This window comes from Alphaproteobacteria bacterium (assembly GCA_040220875.1).
Lineage (GTDB): Bacteria > Pseudomonadota > Alphaproteobacteria > JAVJVX01 > JAVJVX01 > JAVJVX01.
This window is the reverse complement of record JAVJVX010000009.1, coordinates 167520-193021: the sequence shown is the minus strand read 5'-3', so window position 1 is coordinate 193021 and position 25502 is coordinate 167520. Positions and strand designations below refer to the sequence as shown.

Annotated in this window: 21 protein-coding genes; 20 read left to right on the top strand and 1 reads right to left on the bottom strand. The window is 59.9% G+C overall.

The window, feature by feature from the left end; genetic code table 11:
* The first annotated feature begins 10 nt into the window (after positions 1-10).
* The 13 genes from RLQ26_10415 (at position 11) to RLQ26_10355 (ending at position 19452) form a co-directional block, all read left to right on the top strand.
* Positions 11-634, top strand: coding sequence for an isochorismatase family cysteine hydrolase (locus RLQ26_10415; GenBank protein ID MEQ9089137.1), 624 nt, complete (start codon positions 11-13; stop codon positions 632-634).
* Positions 624-2186, top strand: a complete 1563-nt coding sequence (locus tag RLQ26_10410; protein ID MEQ9089136.1) for an AMP-binding protein — start codon at positions 624-626, stop codon at positions 2184-2186. The genes RLQ26_10415 and RLQ26_10410 overlap by 11 nt, the downstream gene beginning before the upstream one ends.
* A gap of 22 nt (positions 2187-2208) precedes the next feature.
* A complete protein-coding gene (locus RLQ26_10405; GenBank protein MEQ9089135.1) occupies positions 2209-3255 on the top strand; it encodes a carbon-nitrogen hydrolase family protein in 1047 nt (348 codons plus the stop codon).
* 281 nt (positions 3256-3536) lie between these two features.
* Positions 3537-4739 (top strand): CaiB/BaiF CoA-transferase family protein, encoded by a 1203-nt coding sequence (locus RLQ26_10400; GenBank protein ID MEQ9089134.1) that lies wholly within the window; start codon positions 3537-3539, stop codon positions 4737-4739.
* Positions 4739-5665 carry a hydroxymethylglutaryl-CoA lyase gene (locus tag RLQ26_10395; GenBank protein MEQ9089133.1) on the top strand — a complete coding sequence of 309 codons (927 nt, stop codon included), beginning with the start codon at positions 4739-4741 and terminating at the stop codon, positions 5663-5665. The genes RLQ26_10400 and RLQ26_10395 overlap by 1 nt, the downstream gene beginning before the upstream one ends.
* Before the next feature lie 110 nt (positions 5666-5775).
* A complete protein-coding gene (locus RLQ26_10390) occupies positions 5776-6831 on the top strand; it encodes a YCF48-related protein (GenBank protein MEQ9089132.1) in 1056 nt (351 codons plus the stop codon).
* Between the two features lie 29 nt (positions 6832-6860).
* Positions 6861-9641: an MMPL family transporter gene (locus tag RLQ26_10385; GenBank protein ID MEQ9089131.1), complete on the top strand. Its 2781-nt coding sequence runs from the start codon at positions 6861-6863 to the stop codon at positions 9639-9641.
* 156 nt (positions 9642-9797) lie between these two features.
* Complete coding sequence (locus RLQ26_10380; GenBank protein ID MEQ9089130.1) at positions 9798-11489, top strand: DUF1302 family protein; 1692 nt, start codon at positions 9798-9800, stop codon at positions 11487-11489.
* 295 nt (positions 11490-11784) lie between these two features.
* On the top strand, positions 11785-13839 hold the full coding sequence (locus RLQ26_10375; GenBank protein MEQ9089129.1) for a hydantoinase/oxoprolinase family protein: 2055 nt from the start codon (positions 11785-11787) through the stop codon (positions 13837-13839).
* Positions 13840-13857: 18 nt separating this feature from the next.
* Complete coding sequence (locus RLQ26_10370; protein MEQ9089128.1) at positions 13858-15648, top strand: hydantoinase B/oxoprolinase family protein; 1791 nt, start codon at positions 13858-13860, stop codon at positions 15646-15648.
* A gap of 49 nt (positions 15649-15697) precedes the next feature.
* Positions 15698-16300 (top strand): isochorismatase family protein, encoded by a 603-nt coding sequence (locus tag RLQ26_10365; GenBank protein MEQ9089127.1) that lies wholly within the window; start codon positions 15698-15700, stop codon positions 16298-16300.
* A 75-nt stretch (positions 16301-16375) separates the two neighbouring features.
* On the top strand, positions 16376-18115 hold the full coding sequence (locus RLQ26_10360) for an acyl-CoA dehydrogenase (protein MEQ9089126.1): 1740 nt from the start codon (positions 16376-16378) through the stop codon (positions 18113-18115).
* A 182-nt stretch (positions 18116-18297) separates the two neighbouring features.
* Positions 18298-19452: a methyltransferase domain-containing protein gene (locus RLQ26_10355; GenBank protein ID MEQ9089125.1), complete on the top strand. Its 1155-nt coding sequence runs from the start codon at positions 18298-18300 to the stop codon at positions 19450-19452.
* Between the two features lie 117 nt (positions 19453-19569).
* On the opposite strand, the gene RLQ26_10350 is transcribed toward RLQ26_10355, so the two are convergent.
* Positions 19570-19872 carry a hypothetical protein gene (locus tag RLQ26_10350; protein MEQ9089124.1) on the bottom strand — a complete coding sequence of 101 codons (303 nt, stop codon included), beginning with the start codon at positions 19870-19872 and terminating at the stop codon, positions 19570-19572.
* Between the two features lie 19 nt (positions 19873-19891).
* Here RLQ26_10350 and RLQ26_10345 point away from each other — a divergent pair, with 19 nt between their 5' ends.
* From RLQ26_10345 to RLQ26_10315, 7 genes are read left to right on the top strand one after another with little or no spacing between them, the layout of a single operon-like run.
* The gene (locus RLQ26_10345; protein ID MEQ9089123.1) at positions 19892-20257 is read left to right on the top strand and encodes a hypothetical protein; all 366 of its coding nucleotides are present in this window, start codon (positions 19892-19894) and stop codon (positions 20255-20257) included.
* 28 nt (positions 20258-20285) lie between these two features.
* On the top strand, positions 20286-21041 hold the full coding sequence (locus tag RLQ26_10340) for an aspartate/glutamate racemase family protein (GenBank protein ID MEQ9089122.1): 756 nt from the start codon (positions 20286-20288) through the stop codon (positions 21039-21041).
* Positions 21042-21072: 31 nt separating this feature from the next.
* On the top strand, positions 21073-21462 hold the full coding sequence (locus tag RLQ26_10335) for a nuclear transport factor 2 family protein (protein MEQ9089121.1): 390 nt from the start codon (positions 21073-21075) through the stop codon (positions 21460-21462).
* Positions 21463-21498: 36 nt separating this feature from the next.
* Positions 21499-23085 carry an FAD-binding oxidoreductase gene (locus RLQ26_10330; protein ID MEQ9089120.1) on the top strand — a complete coding sequence of 529 codons (1587 nt, stop codon included), beginning with the start codon at positions 21499-21501 and terminating at the stop codon, positions 23083-23085.
* Positions 23086-23118: 33 nt separating this feature from the next.
* A complete protein-coding gene (locus RLQ26_10325; protein MEQ9089119.1) occupies positions 23119-23913 on the top strand; it encodes an alpha/beta hydrolase in 795 nt (264 codons plus the stop codon).
* Positions 23914-23915: 2 nt separating this feature from the next.
* Positions 23916-24716, top strand: coding sequence for an alpha/beta hydrolase (locus RLQ26_10320; protein ID MEQ9089118.1), 801 nt, complete (start codon positions 23916-23918; stop codon positions 24714-24716).
* 19 nt (positions 24717-24735) lie between these two features.
* Complete coding sequence (locus RLQ26_10315; GenBank protein ID MEQ9089117.1) at positions 24736-25491, top strand: SDR family oxidoreductase; 756 nt, start codon at positions 24736-24738, stop codon at positions 25489-25491.
* Positions 25492-25502: the final 11 nt, after the last annotated feature.

Below are 25502 nucleotides of genomic sequence, written 5' to 3'. Positions count from 1 at the left end.
AGGAGACGCCATGCTGTTAACCGCCGAGCGCACGGCACTCATCGTCGTCGATATGCAAAACGGCTTTTGTCATGCCGACGGTTCGGCGGCGCGGCTGGGTTTTGACATCACGCAATGCCAGGAATCTGTGGAGCCCTGCGTTCGTCTGGTGGACCGGGCCCGGGCGGCCGGCATTCCGGTCATCTTCACGCGGCTGAAATGGCGGGCGGATTATCGCGATGGCGGGGTTCTCACGGATGAACTTTTGCCGGCGCTGGCGGAGGCACGGTGCTGCGCCGACGGGACGTGGGATGCAGAACTGATTGACGAGATGGCGCCGCAAGAATCCGATTTTATCGTCGATAAAAACCGTTACAGCGCGTTCCATGGCACGCCTCTCGATTCGATCCTGCGGGCGGCGGATATCAGGAGCGTCGTGGTCTGCGGCGTGACCACCAATGTCTGCGTGGAAACCACAGCGCGCGATGCGGGCCAGCGCGATTTCCGGACATTTATCGTGCGGGATGCGACGGGCGAAATCGCGCCCGAGCGCAAGGAATGGGCCTTGGCGACGCTTGATACACGCTTTGGACGGGTTGTCGAAGCAGGCGAAGTGCTTCAGGTCTGGTCGGGGGCAGCCAAACATGACGCCTGATTCCCTGCGACCGGCCGGAACTGCCGAGAGTCCGCCGGAGACCTATGTCGCACATACCATCGCCATGGGCGTGCGGAGCTCCGCCGAAAGAACGCCGGCCAAGATCGCCCTCGCGGAAGGGACGCGACAGCTAAGCTATCGCGCCCTTGTCGAGAACATGGATCGCGTCGCGAACGCCGCCGAGGGCCTCAATCTGTCGCCGGGCGACCATGTTGCGCTGATCTCTCCCAACTGTCTCGAGTTCATCGAAATCGTCCTCGGCCTCTCATCGATCGGTCTCGGGGTGGTTCTGGTCAATCCACGGCTGACGGCACCGGAAATCGAATATATCTGCGCGGACAGTCAGGTGCGCACGATTTTCGTGCATGAAACTCTCGAAGATCTGATCGCCGGATGCGATGTCCCCAGCTCTGACCGGACGATCGTGATCGGCAGGGATTATGACGGATGGCGGCAGGCAGGGCGGCCCCGGCCGCCGCGGATCCGGCTTAATGAATGGGACGTTTTCGCGCTTAGCTATACGGCCGGCACCACCGGCAAGCCGAAGGGGGTCATGCTGTCGCACCGCTCGCGGGCGCTGACGTTCTATGCCATGGCAGTCGAATACGGATGCTATTCACCGGATGACCGCTCTCTCGTTCTTGCCCCGCTGTTCCACGGCGGCGGCTTCGCCTTTGGGCTGGCGCCGATATTCTTTGGCGGCTTCAGCGAGATCCTGTCCAAGTTCGATCCCGAGACCGTTCTCCGCAAATTCGACGAATTGAGCATCACCAACACCTTCATGGTGCCGACGCATTTCAATGCCATCTTCGCGCTCGGCGCGAAGACACTCGGGCAATATCAGGCGCCGAGCCTGCATACGATCATTTCCAATGCGGCACCCTTGCCGCAGGCGACCAAGGAAAAAATTGTCGACCATTTCGGCGAAGGACGGCTGCACGAAACCTATGGTTCGACCGAAGGCGGTATCGTCACCAATCTCCGCCCGCCGGACCAGTTGCGTAAAACAAGGTGCGTCGGGCAGCCGTTTCCCTGTACCTTCGTCAAGCTGTTGGATGAGGCGGGACAGGAAGTGCCGGATGGCGAAGTGGGCGAGCTTCACAGCTACTCACCATTTTTGTTCAACGGCTATTGGGGCATGCCCGAAGCTACCGCCGACAGCCTGAAAGAAGGGTGGCTCAGTGTCGGCGACATGGCCCGCAAGGATGAAGAAGGCTACTACTACATTGTCGACCGCAAGAAGGACGTCATCATCTCGGGCGGGGTGAACATCTACCCGCGCGAGATTGAGGAAGTGCTGCATACCCATCCGGCGGTTGCCGAAGCCGCGGTGATCGGTATCGAGGACGATTACTGGGGCGAGGCGGCGAAGGCCATCGTGTCCCTGCGTGCCGGAGAGGCCGCGACCGCGGATGAGATCATCGATTTCTGCAGGACAAGCCTGGCCGGCTATAAAATTCCGAAAATCGTGAGCTTTACCGAGGCTCTGCCCCGCAACGCCGCCGGCAAGGTGCTGAAGCGCGATTTGCGCGCCGGGAAGGCCGGGGCCTAAAACCGCACCGTCTGGAGGAAATATGCCGACATCGCCGCCAATGAAGCTGAAAGTCGCAGCCGCCCACATTGCACCAGTGTTCCTCGATGTCGCGGCAACCGTGCAGAAAGCCTGCACATGGATCGAGAAAGCGGGCAAGGAGGGCATCGATCTCGTCGTTTTCCCCGAGGTTTTCATTCCCGGCTTCCCGTACTGGATCAACTGTTATCCGCCGCTCGCCCAGGGGGAAATGAACCGGCGCTACATGCGCGCCTCGATCCAGGTTCCTGGTCCCGAAGTAGAGCAGCTGGCCGCTGCCGCCGGGCGTGCCGGCGTGGCCGTCGTTATGGGGGCCAGCGAGCGTGACCATATGACCTGCTACAACACCCAGATCTTCATCGACAAGGACGGGCGCTATCTGGGCAAGCACCGGAAGCTCCAGCCGACCTATGCCGAGCGGTTCATCTGGGGACAGGGGGATGGATCGACCCTGCGTGTCTGGGACACCGCCGTGGGGCGGCTTGGCGGCCTCGCCTGTTGGGAGCACACGATGAATCTGGCCCGTCAGGCTCTGATTCTGCAACACATCCAGATTCACGCCGCAAGCTGGCCGGCGCTGTCGACCCTTGTCGGTTTCGATCAGATGTTCGATCAGCAGGTCGATGCGATGTGTCGGAACCATGCGATCACGGGCCAGTGTTTCGTCATCGTGGCCGAAGAGACGGTTACGGACGACGCGATCCGGATCATCGAAGAAGCTCTCGGCCCCCAGCAGATGATGTCGGCCGGCGGAGGGTGGTCGACCATCATCGGCCCTTGGGGCGTGCATTTGGTCGAACCCCATACCGGGCCCGAGGAACGGCTCGTCGCCGTCGATATCGATCTTGGCGATATCGAGATCGTGAAGGGTGTCGTGGATAATGCCGGCCATTATTCGAGGCCGGAAATCCTGCACCTCGAGCTCAACACCACGCCCCAGCGCAACCTCCATCTTTCGGCGCCATTCAGGGATGCGGTTGAGGCCTCCGCGCGCGAGACCGGGGCCGAGGCGGAGGATGCGCCGGTCACCCGCCTGCAGGCGGGTGAGTAGGCGGCGGCAGCCCGATTTCGAAGGGGTTTGTCCGACGGCGCCGGCTTGGCTATGGTGCCGGGGCTGGCGGGCCCGAGCGGCGGGTCCGCCCGGCGCCGGACTGGCGCCGGACTGGCCGAACCTGGCCGGACCTGGCTCCCGGAGTTGCGTGAGGCGGCACATCTCGGTAATTACGTAGAAACCGATAGAGGCGGCACTCCCCTGGACCCTCGGAACTGGGACCGGAACGACCGTTTCAGCCGCGTCGGCAAGGCCGGGGCGCAAGCAGGAAATTGCAGAAAATGAAAGGTTTAGAAGGTGTTCGCGTCCTCGATCTGACCCATATGCTGTCAGGTCCCTATGGCGCCATGCTGTTATCGGATATGGGCACCGACACAATCAAGGTCGAGCCACCGGGCAAGGGCGAGGGCACGCGACGCCTGCAGGAAAACGACCCCGAGAACTCTGTCCACGGGATGGGGTCCTACTTTCTGACCCTGAACCGGAACAAGCGGAGCGTCTGCATCGATCTCAAGAGCGAGGAGGGGCTCGAGGCCTTTTACAAGCTGGTGGAGAAATCGGACGTGGTCTTCGACAATTTCAGCGCGGGCGTGCCCAAGCGACTGAAGATCGACCACGAAAGCCTGTCCCGGATCAATCCGCGGATCATCACCTGTTCCCTGACGGGCTTTGGCGAGACCGGGCCCTTGCCCGACCGTCCGGCCTTCGACATGGTTGCCCAGGGCATGGGGGGCGGCATGTCGATCACGGGGCCCGAGGGCGACGGTCCGTACCGTTCGGGCATTCCGATCGGCGATCTGGGCGGTGGCCTGTTCGCTGCGATCGGCATACTGCAGGCGCTGCTCGCGCGGGAAAAGACCGGCCGCGGCCAGCACGTGGATATCTCCATGCTGGATGCCCAGATCTCGCTGCTGAATTATATGGCGACGATGTTCCTGCTTTCGGGCGTCAATCCGGGGCCGCTGGGCAATGCCCATTTCGTCCACGTGCCCTACAACACTTTCCCGACCGCGAGTTTTCACATCATCATCGCGGTCATTTTCGACAAGTTCTGGGACAACCTCATGGAGGTGGTGGATATCCCCGAGCTCCGGGACAATGCCGATTACAGGACGCAGCCGGGACGATATCGCGATCGTGATCTGATCAATGCGAAATTGTCGGAGGCGCTGCGCGAGAAGCCCGGCGATTACTGGCTTGGAAGACTTCGCGAAAAAAGAATTCCGTGTGCGCCGGTCAACAATTTCGAGCGCGCCCTGTCGGATCCGCAAATATTGGCGCGAAATATGGTAGTCTCCGTCACCCTTCCCGAGGGTGACGAGGTCCGGATGCCCGGAAATCCGGTCAAACTGTCGGAAACATACGAAGATACCTTTTCGCCGCCCCCCAAACTTGGCCAACATACGGCCGAAGTTTTTGGCGAAGTCGCGGGGCTCCCTCCGGAAAGAATCGCGGCCCTGATTGAAAAGGGAGTGCTGGGCTGATGAGTGAGAAAGTCATCGTCAACGAGGTTGGGCCGCGCGACGGGCTCCAGAATCAGGCTGTCCTGGTGCCGGCCTCCGACAAGCTGGCCCTTATCGGCTCGTTGGTGGATGCCGGCCTGCGGCATATTGAAGCAACGAGTTTCGTGTCGCCCAAGGCGGTCCCCCAGATGGCCGATGCCGACGAGGTTTTCCGCAACCTGCCGAATGAGGACAGGATCGAATACGCTGCCCTTGTACTGAACGAGAAGGGCTATGAGCGGGCGGTCGACGCGGGCGCGAAGGTTCTCGCGGTGGCGCTCAGCGCGACCGAAACCATGAGCCGGAAAAACAACAACAAGAGCCTGGGGGAATCCCGGACGCTTTACGGCGGGCTGATGCGGCGCGCGCGGGACGAGGGATTTCGCGGGACGGCTTATATCTCGGTGGCACTTGGTTGCCCGTATGAAGGGGACGTGGCTCCCGAACTGGTCTGCGAGCTGGCGGAGGAAATGCTGGAAAAGGGCGCGCATCTGGTTGTAATTGCGGATACAATTGGATCAGGAAATCCTTCCCAGGTCGATCGGCTTTTCGGCCTGCTTGGACGCCGGACGGATATGTCGTTGGTCGCGGGCCATTTCCATGATACCAGAGCCCTCGCCTTGGCGAATACTTGGGCTGCGTTGCAGCAGGGGGTCCGGCGATTCGACTCGTCCGTCGGTGGTCTTGGCGGATGCCCCTTCGCGCCGGGTGCCGCAGGCAATGTCGCGACCGAAGACCTTGTCACGATGTTACATCAGTGTGGCTTTGAAACAGGTATTGATGTTACGAAGCTGCTCAGTACAGTGTCGGCGGTCGAAAAAATGGTGAAACGATCCCTTGGGGGCCGCATGGTACCCTGGATCGAGTCACAGCAGACCGTTGGAGGGAGTTCACGGGTCGGGTCCTGAGGGGGCCCTTCCCGGTCATCCGGGCGGGTGGAGTCGGGGGCGTGCCTCCCGAGTCGGCCGGCAACTTCAATTTGGGAGCATTTCCGGAAGAGGGGGGTCTCGAGGGGATCATGGTATTGAGCAGAGCCTTGAACGTGGTTGCGGCCGTGGCGCCGTGGCTGATTATCGGTGGTTTGCTGTACGCAGCACTGTTTGTTGAGCCTGAGGCTGTCGTCCGGGACCTGCCCGAACCGGCACTCGGCAGCCGCGATTTCTACTACGGCGTCGCCCATCCCGCCGAGGACGTGGTCTGGCTGGCGGGGACCTGGGGTAAAGTGATCCGGTCCAATGATGGCGGTGAGACCTGGACGATCCAGAAAACGCCGACACGTGAAAATCTTCAATCGATTGTCGCCTGGGACAACGAACGGGCTGCCGCCGTCGGCAATGAGGGCGTCGCTATCCGGACCGAGGATGGCGGCAAGACCTGGGTGGAAGTGACCGAAATCCCGAAGTCGAAGGACCGGAACAAACTGGTCAGCCTGCGCAAGCGTGGCGCCGGCGAGGCCTGGGCCGTCGGCCTCGGCAACGCGATCCTGAGAACAGCGGATTATGGTAAGACCTGGCAGCGCATGGCGGAAGAGCGCGACAAGGTTTGGACCGATATTGCGTTCCCGGGCGACCGCGTTTACCTGGTCGGCGAGTTCGGCGCGACGATGCATTCGGATGACGGCGGCGAAACCTGGGTCGAGGGACAGGCGCCGGTCTCCGCCACCTTGAACTCGGTGGCGTTCCGCAACGCGACCCACGGCATCGCTGTTGGCGGTGAGGGTGACGTAGTCATCACCAGTGACGGCGGTGATAGCTGGGCGAAAGTGCCGTCAGTGATCGAGCGTCATCTCTACGACGTGACGTGGCTGAACGATCACTGGTTCGCCGTTGGTGACAAGGGGCGTTACGTCAAGGGAAAAGGCCCGAACTGGGAAGGCGGGCGGCTGTCCCTGAACGATCTGTCCTGGCACACGCGGATAGCAGTGACCAATGGGACGGCCTACATTACCGGTGCGAGCGCGGGGTTATGGACAGGGGAAGAGTGGGCCCGTTGGTCCGACGAGGGTCTGGGTGTCAGGGAGCCGGCCGTGACCGTCTCCGTGGCGGAATTCGCCGCACCTAAACCCGTCCACTAAACCAGGGCTTACTCGAGGGGGTTACACAAGTGATCGAGAAACTTATTGCTTTCTGTGTTCGGCACCGCATCGCCGTGACCGGACTCCTGGTGCTGATAACGGCGGCGCTTGGCATCTCCGCTTTCAACATTCAGATCAGGACAGTCTTCAGCGACCTGATGCCGCAGGATCACGCGTACATCAAGACGCACGAGCAGTTTAAAACCACGTTCGGCGGCTCGAACATGGTCAGCATCATGCTGGAAGTCGATGACAAGGATGAGACGATCTTCCAAATACCGGTGCTGACGCGCATCAAGGAGATTCAGGACAGCCTGCAATTTGTTTCCGGTGTTAACCAGTTTCAGATCATCTCGCTCGCTGCAAGCAAGCTGAGAGAGGTGCGGGCCAGTTCGCAGGGTATCGAGACGCGTCCTCTCATGTGGCCGGACCTGCCCGAGACGCAGGACGAGATAAACAATCTTCGCGACGCTGTGCTGGAAAATACACTCGTCTACGGCCGCTATGTGTCGCGCGACCTCAACGCCGCCCTGATCACAGTCGATTTCATTGACCGGCTTGTCGATTACGATACGAACTTCGCCCAGATCCGCGCGATTATCGACGACGCGCGCTATGAGACGGTCATCAACCGGAACCTGAGCGCCGAAGCGCTCGGGATCGGTGATGAGGCCACGGCGACGATTACGGCGACGCTCGCCGACCGCCCGGATGGCGAGAATGAATATCTCGATATCAAGGGACAGTATGTTCCGATCGGGCTTGAAATCTCTGGCCTGGGGACGAAGGAAGTTTCCATCAGCGGCACGGCGAAAGCTGGCGATTTTGTTCTGATGGCCCAGTCTCTGACCTACCGGAACGAGGCGGAACAGCCTGGAATGGAGTCCATCCGCACCATCGACATGACGATCACCGAAGGCGAGGAGGTGCGCAGCCTGCCGACCGTGGGGCTTCGCATTGTGCCGACGCCGGTGGAGCGGGTGACACCGGGCGAGGTGGGCGCGGATGTCGACGTCGTCACCGATTACGCCCTGGACAGCGGAATCACTTACCGCGTCGTTGGTGACCCGATCCTGTTTGGCTGGATCAATTATTATCTGCCTCAGACACTCCTCATTTCGGCGCTGACTCTGGGTGGTCTCTTCCTCGTCCTGTTCTTCCTCACCCGGTCATGGCGGGGCTCCGTTCTGCCGCTCCTTTCCGGTGTGGTCAGTGCTATCTGGGCGCTCGGCATCGCAAATCTGATGGGCTACAACTTTGACCCGCTGGCGGTTGTTCTGGCGTTTCTGATCACGGCGCGGGCGATCTCTCACTCGGTCCAGCTTATCAATCGGTTCGACCAGGAATACGAAGGCGCGAACCCGTCACCGAAAGAGGCCGCACAAACGACGCTCAATTCGCTTTTCCGACCCGGCATGCTGGGGTTGGCGACCGATGCGGGCGCAATGCTCGTCGTGTCGCTTACGCCGATTCCGATCCTGGAAAAGATCGCACTCGTGGGCACGATGTGGCTCGGCACGATTGCCATCACGGCCTTCATCATGACGCCGGTGCTGTTGTCCTGGGTGTGGAAGCCCGGAACCTTCGCGCTGAAGCTGAATACCGAGAAAGCGATCCACGTCTTCATGGATGGGGCGGCTTACATCACCAACACGCGGGGCCACCGTCTGACGGCGCTTGCCGTCGCGGGGGTAATTTTCGTCGTGTCCGGCATCTATGCCACCAACATCAAGGTGGGCGACGCCAATCCGGGCTCGCCGATCCTGTGGCAGGACCACGAGTACAACAAGGACTGGAACCGGATTAACGAGGTCTTCCAGGGCTCCGACCGCATGTTCGTCGTCGTCAAGGGCGAGGATTTCGATGCCTTGAAGGAGCCGGTGGTGCTGGCCAACATCAATCGATTCCAGCGTTATATGGAAGCGATGCCGGAAATCGGCGGCAGTATTGCGCTGACCGATGTGGTTCCGATCATCAAGCGACAGATTTTCGAGGGGAATCCTCATTACGAGGAGCTCGGCGATTACAAGGCGATGAACGGCGAATTGATGTACCTGTTCGTCTCGGGTTCGTCGCCGGGTGACCTCGACCGGTATTCAGACGCACGCTTCCAGAACGGGGCGGTAACGTTCTTCTTCCGCGACCGTCAAGGCGATACCATCCGCAATGCCATCGGCCGGATCAAAGAGTTCGTGGCCGAAAACCCGATGATCAGCGAGGAGGGGGATACCCTCGCCCGCTATCAGCTCGCGGGCGGCCTGATCGGCGCCCTGGCGGCAGTCAACGAGGTGATCCTGCAGGGGCAGATCCAGTCGATCGCTCTGGCGCTCCTGATCGTCGTCCTGCTCTGTGCCGGCACATACCGTTCGGCGACGGCCGGGATGTTCTTCATGGTTCCGATTCTGCTGTCGAACACGGTCACGTTCAGCTTCATGGCCTATAAGGGCATCGGCATGAACATCAATACCGTGCCGGTGGCGGCGCTGGGTATCGGGCTCGGCGTTGATTATGCGATCTACATCATCGACATGATCAAACAGGAACTGAAACGGCAGGACACGGTCGATATTGCAGTGCGAAAGGCGCTGCACGGGTGCGGCCGCGCCGTGTTCGTGACGGCCCTGACGCTGATCGTGGCAATGCTGACCTGGCTGTTGTCGGACCTGAGATTCCAGGCGGAAATGGGCGAGCTGATGGCCCTCTGGCTGGGTGTTTCGGCGACGGCGGCGCTCGTTCTCATGCCGTCGATGGCGGTGGTCCTTAAGCCGAAATTCATCTTCGAGGGCTCTAAAGCGGCTGTTGCAGATTAGCAACAGCCTGCTTGAAAGCGGCGCGTTACCTTGGGCATTCACTGTATTGCAGTTGCAATACTTTCGACCCCCTGTGTAACGTGGCCGCTCGAGAAGGGGTTACTACTCGTCCTTTTTATTAGTCCTGCAACACCCATCAATTGGGGGGAGCAATAAATGTCCAACAAACTCGTCAACGCCCTCCGTGGGGCCGCGGCTCTGGCGCTCGTCGTCAGCGTCCCGACGGTTTCCACGGCGGCGGACCTCGATATCCTGAAGGTCTCCGGCTATATCCGGCAAGCGCTGCAGCTTAATCTGAGCGATGCCAACGAGACGGCCGTCAACGACCGCTGGGATCTCAGCATGTCGCGCACCACGGTGCGCGTCGATGTGGAAGCCGAGCTTCCGAACGTCACCTTCGTCGGTATCTTCCGCGCCTCGCGCGAGGTTGAGACGAACTATCTCAAGCGTCTTAACGCGCTTAAGGACGCCAACACGCAGTTGTTCGGCGGCCTGGCCTTCGCGCTTGCAGGTTCGCCCGGCACAGTGCCGGCCGGCTCGCTCGACCTTGAAGAATACTACGACACCGAAGACATGCGCGAACTCTATGCCGAGTTCGACGTGACCGACCGGATCTCTGTCCGCGTTGGTAAACAGCAGGTCGCCTTCGGTGAAACCGACTTCTTCCAGGCGAACGACATCCTGCATGGCTTCGACTGGACATGGCGGTCCTTCCTTGAGACGGAAAACGAAGAACTTCGTAAGCCGCTCACGATGGTCAACGCCACCGTTCAGGTGCCCGAGCTCTCCGGTAAGCTGCAGCTCATCTACGGCCCCGGCGACATCAACCCGAACGGCGCCTTCGGCACCGAGCTCGACATCTTCGGTGGCCGTTTCGCTGGCCAGCCGAACAAGGGGCTGAGCTTCCTCGACACCACCATCACCCCGTACAACTACAACCACTCCAAGGGTGACACGGACGAGGATTTCTGGGCCGTCCGCTGGTCGGGCTACTCCTTCGACATCAACTACTCGCTGATGTACGTCCGCCAGGTTACGCCGACCCCGATCGTGGTCGGTAACCCGAACCTGCTGCCGCTGGTCGTGAACGCCCTGTCGGGCGGCGCGGTGCCGGTCGATCCGACCGAGACCGCGTTCATGAACTCCGGCGACATCCCGTTCGAGGGCACGACCTGCGCCCAGGGTGCGACGGGTCCCGCCTGCTACGGCGAGACCGTCTATCCCTTCGTGAATACCTACGGCGGTACGGCGTCTTACTACGATGCCTTCACCGACGCGGTGTACTCGACGGAGCTCTCCTACATCGTCGACAAGCCGTTCCAGTCGGGCCGTTTCTGCTCGTTCTGCACGGGTGTCAGCGGCTTCGTGGGCCTCGCCCGCGCGATCCGCAAGGATGAGATGAGCTTGATGCTCCGTGGCGACAAGCTGCTGTATCTCTCCGACTACATCGGCACGCACCGCGCGTCGTTCCTGTCGATCCAGGTGTTCAACCGCTGGCTGCCCGACTTCGAGAAGAACGATCAGCTGACGGTGGGCCCCGGCTTCGGCCAGCCGAAGAAGCGTTGGGAAACGACGGCAACCGCCATCCTGGCCATGAACTACTTGAACGACCGGATCAACCCGACCCTGGCGTTCGGATATGACGTGTCCTACGGCAGTGCCTTCTTCATCCCGAGCGTCAACCTTGTTCAGGGCGACGCCTGGCGGTTGCTCATCGAGGCGGACCTCTTCTTCGCCAATGATGACCGCAAGAGCGGTGAAACGGCAGCGAACGAGCAGGAAGACAACATCATCGGCTCGTTCAACCAGAACAACCAGCTGTACATCCGTCTGACCCGCCAGTTCTAAGGCGATCAGCACAGCTGACCCAATTAGGGTAGGGATGGGGCCGCTTTCGAGCGGCCCTTTTCTTTTTGGGCGGTGCGGTTCTGGCCCGGGGTGTTTTGCTGTACAAGGTGATTGACGCTTGAAATCACCAGTTGGACCGCGTATCACATCCGAACTTTCGGTTTTTACGTATGTCAAGGCAGACAGGCTGCAAAACAAATTCACCGCTTACCGCCTGACGGGCTGCGTCGGGGGGCGCGGGCAGGCCGGGCCCAGATGGGTCGCCGGCCTCGAATAAAGGGAAGGTCGAGGGAGCATGAGTTACGTTGTTTCGGTGGATGTGGGCGGGACATTCACGGATCTGATCCTGTACGACGAGACAACCAAGGAAATCCACATCACCAAGACTCCGTCGACGCCGGAAGACCAGTCGATCGGCGTGGTTGAAGGCATCCAGAAAATTTGCGGACAGGCGGGGATAGACCCCAAGCAGGTCAGCAATATCCTGCATGGCACGACGGTGGCCACCAATGCGGTGCTCGAGGAAAAAGGCGCCCGCGTTGGCCTGGTCGTGACCGAGGGCTACAAGCAGATCCTTCATGTCGCCCGCTCCTGGACGCCAGGTCCCCTGGCCGGCTGGATGATCATGCAAAAACCGGATCCTTTGGCGGCCCTCGAAGACACGCTGGAAATCAATGAGAGGATCGAGAAGAACGGGTCTGTCCTGCGGGAGCTCGACGAGGCCAAAGTCGAGGCCGACCTGAAGACTCTGATCGACAGCGGGATCAAGGCCCTTACGGTGGGCCTGATCAACAGTTATATCAACTCGGCGCATGAGAAACGCATCCGGGAAATTGCGCACAAAATCGCGCCGGATCTTCCCATCTCGCTGTCGAGTGAGGTTCTGCCGCAATTCCGCGAATACGAGCGTGTCCTGACGACGGTAATGAACAGCTACGTCAAACCGCAGATGCGCCACTATCTGTCCAGCCTTGGCCAGCGCCTGAAATCGGAAGGCAGCACGGCGACCCTCAACATCGTCCGATCGGACGGCGGGCTGATGAGCGCGGAGGCGGCCGCTGATAATCCGGTGAACACCATGCTGTCCGGTCCCTCGGGCGGGGTCGCGGGGGCGGCGGCCATCGGTCGCATATCGGGTTATCCGGACATCATTTCCTTCGATATGGGCGGGACGTCGACCGATGTCTCTTTGACCCAGGGAGGGCAGCCGCAAATCTCTCGCGAAACCAGGGTCGGTATTTACCCGGTGCGGGCTCCCTCGGTGGAGGTTGTGACCATCGGCGCTGGCGGCGGTTCGCTTGCTCATGTGCCGATCACGGGAGCGCTTCGGGTAGGGCCGCAAAGCGCCGGGGCTGTACCCGGGCCGGCCAGTTACGGGCGGGGAGGCACAGAGCCCGCCGTGACGGACGCCAATCTGGTGTTGGGTTATTTGCCGCCGCAACTCGTCGGAGGCGAAATGACGATCGATGTGGAAGCCGCCAAGAAGGCCATTCAGGAACATGTGGCGGACAAGCTTGGCACCGATGTGTTTCAGGCGGCGCGCGGAATCATCGATATCGTGAATGAAAACATGCTGGGCGCGATCCGTGTCGCCTCGGTCGAGCGGGGCCATAACCCGCGCGACTACGCGCTAGTGGCGCTTGGCGGCGCCGGCGGCCTGCATGCAAATGCCCTGTCGGTTCTGTCGGGTGCCTGGCCTTCCATTATCCCGGCGTCGGCCGGTGTCCTCTCGGCCCTGGGATTTCTCGCCTCCAACATCCGCAACGAATTCTCCAAGACCTACATCACGACTGTCTCCAAATCCGATCCTGCAGCTCTGGCTCGGGACCTGGAGGAACTGGGACAGACGGGACTCGACTGGCTGGCGGGCGAAGGCGTGCCCGAAGACAAGCGCCAAATCAGTTATCAGGTCGATATGCGATATCTGCGCCAGGGATTTGAGTTGCCGATCAGCACGACGATGGCCGAGGTACGCGACACGCTTGATTCGGCGCTTGTCCAGAAATTCCATGATGAGCATATGCGCCTTTACCGGTTTACGGTGGATACGGAAGTGGAGGTCGTCAATCTTCGCGCTATCGCGGTCGGAGCCTTGGACCGGATTGCCTTTCAGAAGGGCACCAAGGGAGGGCCGGATGCGAGTGCAGCGGTTGTCGATGCCGAGCATGAGGCCTATTTCGATGGCAAGTTCGTGACCACGCCTGTCTACGACCGCGCCAAACTGGCTCCCGGCAACAGGATTGAGGGGCCGGCCGTCGTCATCCAGCTCGACAGCACCTCTCTTGTGCAGCCCGGATTTCATGCGACAGTGGACGAATATTTTAACCTGGTAATCCAGCCCAACAGCTAACCGGGTCGGGAGAACGAGATGTCTGCCAAGGTGACCGCCAAGAATATCGACACGATTACCGTCGATATCATAGAGAACGCATTGCGGAATGCGCGGCACGAGATGGACGCGATGCTGTTTCGTACGGCGCTCTCGCCCGTTATCCGGGAGCAGCACGATTCCTTCCCCATGATCTGTGATGGCGAGGGCAAAATGATCGTGGGCCAGTTCGGGTCCTATATTCCGGGTCTGCTACGTGATTTTGAGGAGGATATAGGGGAAGAGGACGTCATCCTCATCAACGACCCCTATCTGTGCGGCGGGTCCGTCTCTCATTTGAATGATCATCTGGTCCTGGTGCCGATTTATTACAAGGGTGAGCGAATCGGTTTTACCTCGATGTTCGGCCATCTCATGGATGTAGGTGGCATCGTGGCTGGCTCGATGCCGGTAACCGCCTCGACCGTGTATGCGGAGGGCATCCGGATTCCACCAGTCAAGATTGTCAGGGATGGCAAGGATAACAAGGATCTTTTCAAGGTCCTGATGCATAACAGCCGCACGCCGCGCGAGAATTACAGTGATATCCAGGCGCTGATAGCGTCATGCCGGATAGGAGCCCAGCGCGTGCTGGACCTTGTCGAGCGATTCGGACTGGAAACCTATCTCGCCGGGTGCGAGGCGTTGCTCGAACGTACCAACAAGATGATGCGCGAGCTTATCGTCAAGAATCTCCCGGAAGAGCCGGTCTCGTTCGAGGATTATCTCGACGACGATGGCGTCGGAAACGGTCCGTTCAAGATGAAGCTGACCCTTTGGCGGGAAGGGCACGAGGCTTATTTCGACTGGTCGGGGACGTCCGGACAGTCGCCGGGGCCAATCAACTTCTATCTCAGTGAAGAAATGTTCAAGATGTTCATCGGGATTTACCTGATCATGGTGTATGACCCGGCGATCATGTTCAATGACGGCTTCTATCCGCTCCTTCACGTCAATATCCCGGAAGGCTCAATGCTGAAGCCTAAATTTCCCGCGGCGCTTGGGTGCCGGACCCATGCACTGGCGCGGCTATTCGACGTGCTTGGGGGCGCCCTGGTCGCGAATGCCCCCGCCTTCGGGACGGCGGCTGGCTACGGTGATTCGCCCTATTTCATCTATTCCGGACACAGGAAGGATGACGGCGAATATTTCCACCTCATGGAAATTCTCTATGGCGGGATCCCGGGTCGCCCGGTGGGTGACGGGATGGATGGCCATTCCTGGTGGCCGGAATTCGTCAATATTCCGAATGAGTATCTTGAGATCTATTATCCGCTCCGGGTGGAGCGCTACACATCGCGTATCGACAGTGGCGGTGCAGGGCTCAACCGGGGCGGGAACGGGATCGAAAAGCTGTATACCTGCCTCGAGGACGGCTTCGTCTCGATCCACGATGATCGCGCCCGGATCCCCCCCTGGGGCATCAATGGCGGGCTGCACGGCGAGTTCTCGCAGAAAGTGCTGATCCGGACCGACGGGTCCCGGGAAGACCTGCCGACCAAGATCGATAATGTGCCGGTCAAGGCGGGCGACCAGATCCTCTTCATTACCGCCGGCGGCGGCGGCTGGGGCGACCCGCTCGAGCGTGATGCAGCCAAGGTGGGCTTGGATGTGGCCCGGCTTCTGGTGACCCCGGAAAAGGCGGCGCGCGATTACGGGGTGATTCTGGGCAAGGATGGCCGGCCGGACCTGGCGGCGACCGAGGCCCGGCGGGCAGAGCTGCGCGAGGCCCGTGGCGACGTGCGCAAATTCGATTTTGGCCGGGAATTGGCCATCGCGGCCGTAGAATAGGTTACTATATAATAATTCAGGAATAAAATCGGAAGGAAGGGAGCGCACCATGTCAACCTTGGACAAGACCTCCACGGGGATCGGGAAGAAACCGGCGCTTCTCGTCGTTGATGCCTCTGTCGGGTTCACCGATCCGAATTGCGCCCTGGGCGGAAATTTCGACAGTGAAGTCGGTGTCATCAAGAAACTGGCCGACCGCTTTCGCGAACTTGGCCTGCCGATATTTTTTACCACCGTGGCCTACGACAGACCGGAACAGGCCAGCGTTTTTCGGACCAAGCTGCCTGCCCTGGATCTGCTGGAAAAGGGCAGTGAGCTCGTCGAAATCGATCCGCGCCTGGAACCGCGTCCGGACGAGGCGGTTGTGGTCAAATACTGGCCGAGCGCCTTTTTCGGGACCGGCCTGAAGGAACAAATGGAAGCACTTGGCGTCGATACCGTGTTTGTGACCGGATTCACGACGAGCGGTTGCGTCCGGGCGTCTGGCGTCGATTCGCTGTCTTCAAATTTCAAGACCATCGTGGTCGAGGATGGCTGCGGGGATCGCGATCCGCCTGCTCATAAGGCCAATCTCTACGACCTCAACCAGAAATATGCGGACGTTATTGCGTCGTCGGAAGCGCTCAAGCTGCTCGACCTCGTCACGGCGTAGCTTGCGGGCCGCAGATCGAGTAAGCGGGGCAGCGATAGCTGCCCCGTTTGTTTTGAGTCCTCACCGGTAGGCAAAATGACTGAATATTTACCGCCTCTGCGCGACATAGAATTTACGCTTAATGAAATCGCTGGAATTGAAGCACTCGGCGCATGTGCCGCGTTTTCCGAATTTGACATCGAACTCTACCGGGCAATTCTTGAAGAGGCGGGCAGGGTAACGGCTTCGGTGATCGCGCCCACGAACCGGGAAGGCGACGAGGCGGGCTGTGTTTTCGACAACGGGGCGGTTCGCACGCCGCCCGGGTTCAAGGCAGCATACGATCAGTTTGCCGAAGGCGGCTGGATCGGACTCTCGCTCGACCCCGCATTCGGCGGGCAGGGGCTGCCCCACATGATAAGCGTCGCAGTGTCAGAGATGATGTGCGCGGCGAATACCTCGCTCTCCCTTTACCCGGGGCTGACGCGCGGCGTCTTTCAGGCTATCTGGCGTCATGGTAGCGAAGAGTTGAAATCCGCGTACCTGGAACCTCTCGCGTCAGGCCGGTTTACCGGGACAATGTGCCTTTCCGAGCCGCAGGCGGGCAGCGATGTCGGGGCGACGCGGGCAAAGGCGATGCCCCGGGAGGATGGTACTTACCGGCTTGAAGGCAGCAAGATCTGGATTACGGGCGGGGAGCATGATCTTACAGAGCAGGTCATTCACCTGGTGCTGGCGCGACTGCCGGATGCCCCCGCCGGAACCCGCGGCCTCAGCCTGTTTCTGGTGCCAAAGCTGCTGATGAGCGCCGATGGCACGCCGGGCCAGCGCAATTCTGTGTTTTGCGCCGGGATCGAGCACAAGATGGGCATTAACGGCTCGGCCACCTGCGTCCTCAACTTCGATGGCGCGACTGCCTATCTGGTGGGTGAGGAAAACCGGGGCATGCACAACATGTTCACGGTCATGAATTACGAACGTTTTGAGATCGGCCTCCAGGGGCTGGGCCTGGCGGAAAACGCAACCCAGAACGCAATCCGGTATGCGCGCGAGCGCGTGCAATCCGGGCCGATCATCGATCATCCCGATGTGCGCCGGATGCTTTTCACGATGAAGGCCTATACCGAAGGTATGCGGATGATGGCGTACTGGATTGCGCGGGCTTTTGACGAGGCGGAATGCGGCTCGCAGGAAGTGGCGCAAGCGGCACAGGATCGGGTGGACCTGATGATTCCGGTTGCAAAGGCCCTGTTCTCGGATCTCGGTGTGGAAGTCGCCAGCCTCGGCGTTCAGGTATATGGCGGGGTCGGTTATGTGCGCGAGTACGGCATGGAGCAGAATATCCGCGACGCGCGGATCGGCCCGATCTACGAAGGAACAAATGGAATCCAGGCGCTGGATCTGGTGGGCCGCAAACTTTCTCTCCACGAGGGCCGTCTCTGGAAGAACCATGTTGCCGAAATCGAGGCCTTCCTCTCGGAAAACCAGGGCCGGGGGGATATCGACTTCATCGTCACCCCGCTGCGCTCCGCCCTGCAGGCCATGCACGCGGCAACCGCGTTTCTCACCGCGGCATGGACGGATGATCCCATCGCCGCACGCGCCGGCGCGAGCGATTATCTGAGAGGATTTGGCCTCGTCACCATGGGTTATCTCTGGGCCCGTGCCGCCCGGCTCGCGGCCGAAAAACCCGATGCATTCAATCAGGCCAAACTGGCGACTGCGGAGTTTTTCGCGGGTCGGCTGCTCCTGGGCCCCGCCGAAGCGGCCTTCCAGGCCGCCCGTGCGGGGGGCGGAGCGGCCTTTGTCCTTTCGGGTGAGGCCATCTCCGCCTGAGGCTCCGGCGCCGGCGGGCGCCGGCTCCCCTGTGGTATTTTTCTGGTATACGTAGATATACATATATCGCCCATTTGTGGTAAAGTTTTGCCAGAGATAAGGAAGCCAGCCGAGGCGGCCTCGTTAACGCACGGCGCTCTCGCATCGAGGCAGGGCTTGGCGGCGGGACAAGGGAGAGGGACATGGCAGAACAACTTCAGCACGACATGCTCGTTCGCCGCACGGCCGACGAGAACGCACGCCAGAACTTCGTCAAGAGCCTCAAGATCCATCTGGCTACCAAGGTTTCTCCCGGCACAAAGGAAGTCTGGGAGTCTCGCGGCAAGGAAGAATTCAAGCGCCGCTACAAGCGGGATGCGAAGACTCGCCACGACGTCCGCAAGGTGATGGACCATGACCCTTATTATCAGATGTGGTCCTCGCTGCTGCGTACGAGCCAGGAACTGATGTGGGATTCCGTCGGCGAAAGTGTGGAACGCCAGCTGGGCGACCTTATGGAGAAGGCAAAGGCGCGTGGCAATGGAAAGAAGCTGGGGTCGCTTACGCTGGACCCAAATCTGAAGGTTCCCGCCTATCATACCGCGGTCGATATCCATTGCATGCCGGGTGGTTATCACACGGAACTGACTGACGACGACCTCTATGCGGGCGCGCTTTATGATCGGGCGGTCTACATCTACGCGATGGGCCGGATGGGCGATTCCAACCAGGATATGGGGGAAACGGTCATCACCTATATCAAGCAGCATCATCCGGACTTCAAGCCGAAGCGGATCCTCGACCTCGGGTGCTCCGTGGGCCACAGCACGCTGCCCTATGTTGACGCCTTCCCAGGTGCGGAAGTTCATGGGATCGAGATCGGTGCTCCGATGCTTCGCTATGCCCATGCTCGGGCCGAAACCCTCGGCAAGAAGGTGCATTTCTCACAGCAAAACGCCGAGCAAACAAATTTCGAGGACAACTCCTTCGATCTCATCGTTTCTCATATTCTTTTGCATGAGACATCGAACAAGGCGCTCGACAACATCATGAAAGAGGCCCACCGGCTCTTGAAACCGGGCGGGCTGATGCTTCACGCCGAGGTGCCGCAGTATCATGATATGCCGCCATACGAACAGTTCATTCTTGACTGGGATACCCGGTACAATAACGAGCCGTTCTGGGGAACTGTCCACGACAAGGACATTGAGAAGGTCGTGACCAAGGCCGGCTTCGCAAAGTCGAAGGTCATCCAGCATCTTCAGCCCATGACGTCTTCGGAGACCAAGACAAACAAGTTTGAGGGGGGCGACTTCGGAGGCGGTGGAGCCTGGTTCATATTTGGCGGCCAGAAATAGGCTCGCACGCGCGGAAAAACGGCGAACGCATCCAGCAGACGATGTGTTCGCCTTTTTTCGACCTTAACAACGGGACGGCCTGACCGCCGGGCAAGGGGCGGCAAGGCCCACGGCGTCCTAACAGGGGTAAACAAAAATGGCGACACGTTCCAGGGTGGCAAAAAAAACAAAGCGGACGACAGCCAAGCGAAAACCAGCCAAGGGGGCGGCGAGAACGAAAAAAGCGATCAGGCGCGCACCCGCCCGCAGCAGCGGGAAGAGCGCAAAAAAAATTGAAAAAAAAACCGCAAGAAAAGCCGCAAAAAAAGCGACGCGAAAAGCGGCGGCCAAATCCGCCAGCCGGAAAGCGGCAAGGAGCACATCCGGCGCATCCGCCCGGACTCCGGCACGCAAAGCGCGACGCTCCAAACCATCGCCCAAAAACGACGCCCCTCAACGGGTGGCCAAACGGCCGCTGGCGGAAGCGCGGCGCCTGCGCACGTCCAAGGGGCGTCGTCCCTGGTTCTTCGAAAACTCCGAGGTGGATCAGATACTCTCCATGGTTATGGCCCTGGCGGGCGAGGTCTCCGTGCTTCGCGACAGACTCGATTCAGTCGAAAAAATTGCCGCCGGCAAGGGGCTGTTCACAAGCGCTGATGTTGATGCCTATGAGCCGGGGGCCGAGGTCGAGGCGGAACGGGATGCGGCGCGGGCGGCGTTTCTGGATCGGGTCCTCCGCATTCTGCAGGAGGAGCTGGACGACGTCCGCTACAGGGAGGAGGACCGGGAGTACGAGCGGATTATTTCAGGTGTCGCCGTCGAGTAATTCATAAGCGTTGGAGCCGGAATTCGGCATGGTGAAGCGGATAAAGGTTATTGTTCCCATCCCAATGGACGCGGCCGGCGTCGCCAACCGGGCCGCACAACTGCCCGCGGCGCTCCGGCGTGAAGGGTTCGAGGTTGAATTCGTTTCCGTGAAGAACGGCGCTGCACTTGGCGACAGTTTCTACGACATGTTGCTGATGGATTCCTTTACGTTCGAGGCAGGCCTGAAAGCGGAAGAAGAAGGATACGACGCCGTCTGCATCGATACGGTCAGCGATTCGGGCCTGTACCCCCTCAGGTCGCGGCTTTCGATCCCTGTAATCGCCCCGGGGATGGTCGCGTTCCACATAGCCTGTATGCTGGGTAAGAAATTCTCGATCATTACCATGTGGGACGAATGGTTCCCGCTCTATGAGAAAACCTTGACGGAATACAAGCTTTGGCCTCGTCTCGCTTCAATGCGATCGATCGACACGCGGCCGGATCTCGAGGAACTGCTTGAGGGCAAGGAAGAAGTGGTATTCCGGAAACTCGAGACGGAGGCGACAAGAGCGATAGAGGAAGACGATGCGGATGTGATCGTGCTCGGTTCGACAACGATGCATCAATCGCACGGATATCTGTCGGAGAGGCTGAGGGTGCCGGTGATTAACCCCGGTCTGATCGCCTACAAAATGGCCGAACTCTTCCTTGAACTCGGCTTAAGCCATAGCAAAAAGGCGTTTCCATCGCCTGAAGCGCCACAGGATGCAGCTATCATCGGAGCGCTGCTGAGCGCTCGCTGAATTCGGTAGAATTGATAAGGAGTTTCTGGATATGACGAAGCGTTTGAGCCGGGAAGAGCTGATCGACATCGCGCAGAAAAAATACTTCGGCAACGTCGATAAAAAAAATATGCAGGCCGTTTTGGCCAATTTCAATCCGGACGCCGTCTTTACGATTCAATCTCATTTCACTGTCCACGAAGGTCGAGACGAAGGGATCAGGAAGATGTTCGAAGGTCTCTTCGAATACGACACGATCCTTCATGCCGACTTCGAGACCATCGCGGATGTCGAAGGGCAGGCAGTGTCCTCGCGGTTCCGCGTGGAACTGGATAAGGGCAGCGAGCACACGACCTTGATGAATGTAAACCACTGGTACCTGAAGGACGGAAAATTCCAGCGTGTCTTTGTCTGGATGAGCGGCGAGAACGTCCTGGTTTAGACGGGTGCGGAGCGCCGCGCGGAGGAGGAAGCAGTCATGTCTGTACAGGTCGAATCCAATATTGACCATTCGGTAATCGACCGGTTGCGGTCAGTAGTCGGCGCGGAGCATGTGCTGACGGCGGAACGGGAAAGAGACTATTTCAGCCGGGATTTGAGCTACCTGCCGTTCTCATCGGCAACAGCGGTCGTGCAGCCGGCTACCGTCGAGGAGCTGTCGGCGGTTGTCCGGGAAGTGACCGGTGCCGGCTTTGCCGTAATCCCGCGGGGTGGGGGCATGTCCTATACGAAGGGCTATACGCCTGACCGCGAAGCCACGATCAGCGTCGACACCCGGCGCCTCGACCGGATCGTGGAAATCAACACAGAGGACATGTACGTCACTGTGGAATGTGGCTGCACTTGGAAGCAGCTTTATGAAGCCCTGCGGGACAAAGGGGTGCGCACCCCATATTATGGCCCGCTTTCCGGGATGTTCGCCACGGTGGGCGGCGCTCTCTCACAAAATAGCCTGTTCCTGGGCTCGGGCATCTACAACACCGTCGCCGAGAGTGTGCTTGGCCTCGAAATTGTGACGGCAAATGGCTCCCTGGTCCGGACGGGATCGTGGGCCCACAAGAACTCAAATCCCTTCTACCGCCATTTTGGCCCCGATTTGACGGGAATCTTTACAGCCGATACGGGCGCACTCGGCTTCAAGGCGCGTGCGACGCTGCGATTGGTCAAATTTCCGAAGGTGACGGCGACGATGTCGTTTGCCTTCGATACACTTGATCAGATGCTGAACACCCAGACGGAACTGGCGCGTCTTCGGATCGCGGCCGAGTGCTACGGCTTTGATCCCTATTACAATGCCGGGTTCGAGAAGCTGGGCTTTACGTTCAAGCAGGGGCTGTCGACGCTTGCCGGAGTGGCACGCAAGGGGGGGCTTTGGAGAACGCTCAGGGTAGCGCTCGCCGGCCAGAAAGTCCTTAAGGACATAAAATACTCGTTACACATGACCTTTGAAGCTCATAACGCCGTGGTGGCGAACGAGCACATGGAGATGGGACGGGAGATCTGCGAAGCCAACGGCGGGATCGAGATCGACAACAGCATCCCGACCGTTTTCAATTCGGTCCCCTTTGATGGTGTCAGCAGCGTCATCCTGGGCTCGGATGGAGAAATATGGTTGCCGATTCATTGCTTTATCCCCTTGTCGCGCGCGCGCGAAATGGGTGAGCTGATCGAGAAATATTTCGCCGATAACAAGGAACTGATGGACAAGCACAACATCCGCACCTCCTACCTGACCTGTTTCTCGGGATCGGAATTCGTCATCGAGCCAAGCTTCTACTGGTATGACGAGGTTCAGGAATTCCGACTGGACAAGCTCGAGGAGAAAAATCGCGAAAAATGGTCGGGCCGTTCAAAAGACATGGACAGTCGCGAAATTGCTCTCAAGCTTCGCGACGGCCTCCGGGATATTTTCTTCGAGCATGGTGCATGCCACCTTCAGATAGGCCGCTACTATCCCTATCGCGAGGCCATGAACAATGACGGGCTTTGGAATCTTCTCGAAGCGGTGAAGTCACATCTGGATCCCGACCGGTTGATGAATCCGGGCTCTCTCGGCCTGAGGTAATCCTATTCTAATCTGACAGGGGGAAAGCGGCCGATGGCAGTGCGCAAGGGCTATGTCGACGTGAAGGACGGGCAGCTCCACTACCGGGAAGCGGGACCGGAAAGCGGCGTACCGATCGTTTTCCTGCATCAGACGGCCTCAAGCGGGGCGATGTGGGAGCAGGTCATCAGCCGTTTGGAGAAAGACTACAAGATATACGCCCTGGATACGCCGGGCTTCGGCGGATCGTATGATATCGATGAATTGCCGGCGATCTCCTACTACACAGATGTGTTCATGGAAGCGCTCGATAATCTGGGCGTGGGAGAATTTCATCTTGTCGGGCATCATACTGGAGCCTGCATGGCCGTCGAGATGGGGGCCGGATGGCCGGACCGCGTCAAGACCCTCAGCCTGTTTGGACCCGTGCAGCTGACTCAGGCGGAACGGGACGAGTTCTCAAAGCATTTTTCGGGTCCGTTCACGCCAAAATCCGACGGCAGCCACCTGATGCAGAATTGGAAATATCTTGATGAGCTGGGGGTGGCCGGACGCGTCGACCTGCATCATCGGGAAGTGACCGATATGCTCCGGGCCTGGAAGGGCCGTGCCCTGACCTATGACGCCGTGTGGAAGCAGGATTTCCCGGCATTCTTCAGAAAATGCACGTGCCCCTGCCTGATCATGGCCGCCAGGGACGATGTGCTGTACGCCTATTTGCCACGGGCGAAGGAGGCACATCCTGACGCCGAAATGGTCGAGCTGAAGGGGGCAAATTTCGAACCCGACCTCGACCCGGACGGATCGGCCACGGCCATCCGCAACTTTCTCAAGAAAAACGGTTTCTAGGAATGCTGCGCAAAGGCTATGTCGATACCTCGGAAGGGCAGATCCATTTCCGGGCCGAGGATCAGGGCGTCGGCCCGACTGTGTTCTTCTTTCATCAGACAGCATCCAGCGGCTCGATGTTCGAGGCGATGATGGTCCGTCTCGCCGGCCGGTACCGAATGTATGCGCTGGATACGCCGGGGTTCGGTTATTCGTTCGGGACGGACCGTATCCCGGGCATCGGCTATTATGCAGACGTGCTGACGGAAGCGGTCTCGGCACTCCATCCCGGGCCCGGGAAGGTCCATCTCTGTGGTCATCATACCGGCGGGTGTATCGCCGTCGACATGGCGGTCCGCACGATGCCGGCACGCACGCAAACCCTGACCCTGATGGGCGCGGTCCTGGCGACGGCGGAAGAACGGGAGAACTACCGCAAGACCTTTGATGCGCCGTTTCGTCCCGAGCCAAGCGGGGCCTATCTTAAGGTCGCGCATGATTATCTGGCGGGTCTCGGGGCCAACACGACGACGGAGCTGCATCACCGGGAGCTCGTGGATCATCTGAGGGGCTGGAAAGCCACACCTCAGGCCTTCAATGCGGTCTGGGACCAGGATTTCGAGGCGCTTTACGCCCGGGTCGCGTGTCCTATCCTGAATATCTGCGCCCCGGACGACGTCGTCTGGCCGTTTCATCAGCGCGCCGTCGCGGCTCGGCCGGATGCCGAGGAGGCCGTGGTGGGTGGTATGGATTTCGAGTGCGATCGGGATCCTGACGGATGCGTCGCCGCGCTCGACGGCTTCCTCGCGAAGCATCCCGTGTGAGCCGGAAGGGGAGACAGGCATGACAGCCCTCTCCGGGCGCAAGGCTCTGATAACCGGAGCAAATCGGGGCATTGGCCGGGGCGTCGCCCTGGCCTTCGCCGAGGCCGGGGCGGATGTCGCGGTGAATTACCCTGAGGCGGGCGCGCGCGAAGAGGCCATGGCCGTGGCTCAAGAGATCACCAAGCGCGGGCGCCGGGGGATAGCGGTCGAGGGGGATGTCTCGGACGAGGCGGCGGTGGCGGCGATGGTGGCGGAAGTAACCGACACCTTCGGCGGCATCGATATCCTGGTCAACAATGCCGGTATCGCCACCAGTGCGCCGGTCGAGGACATGCCGGCCGAGATGTGGGACCGCGTCATGGCGGTCCATCTTCGCGGCACATTCCTCTGCACCCGCGCGGTCCTCCCTGCCATGTATGCGCGCAATTTCGGCGCCATCATCAACACGGCGTCTCAATTGGCCTATAAGGGTGCGCCCGGCTTTTCCCACTACACGGCCGCCAAGGGCGCCATCCTGTCCTTTACACGCTCTCTCGCGCTTGAAATCGGCAAGCGGGAAATCTGGGCGAATTGCGTCGCGCCAGGCGCTACGATGACGCCGATGCTGGAAGACGTGCCGGCGGACATGCTGGAAGCCATCCGCCAATCGATCCCGCGCGGTAAACTGGCCGAGATCGACGAGATCGTGCCGGCCTACCTGTTTCTTGCCTCCGAACAGGCGCGCCATTTCCGGGGCCAATGCCTTAGTCCCAATGGCGGGGACGTTTTCCTTTAGACGCTCCGTCG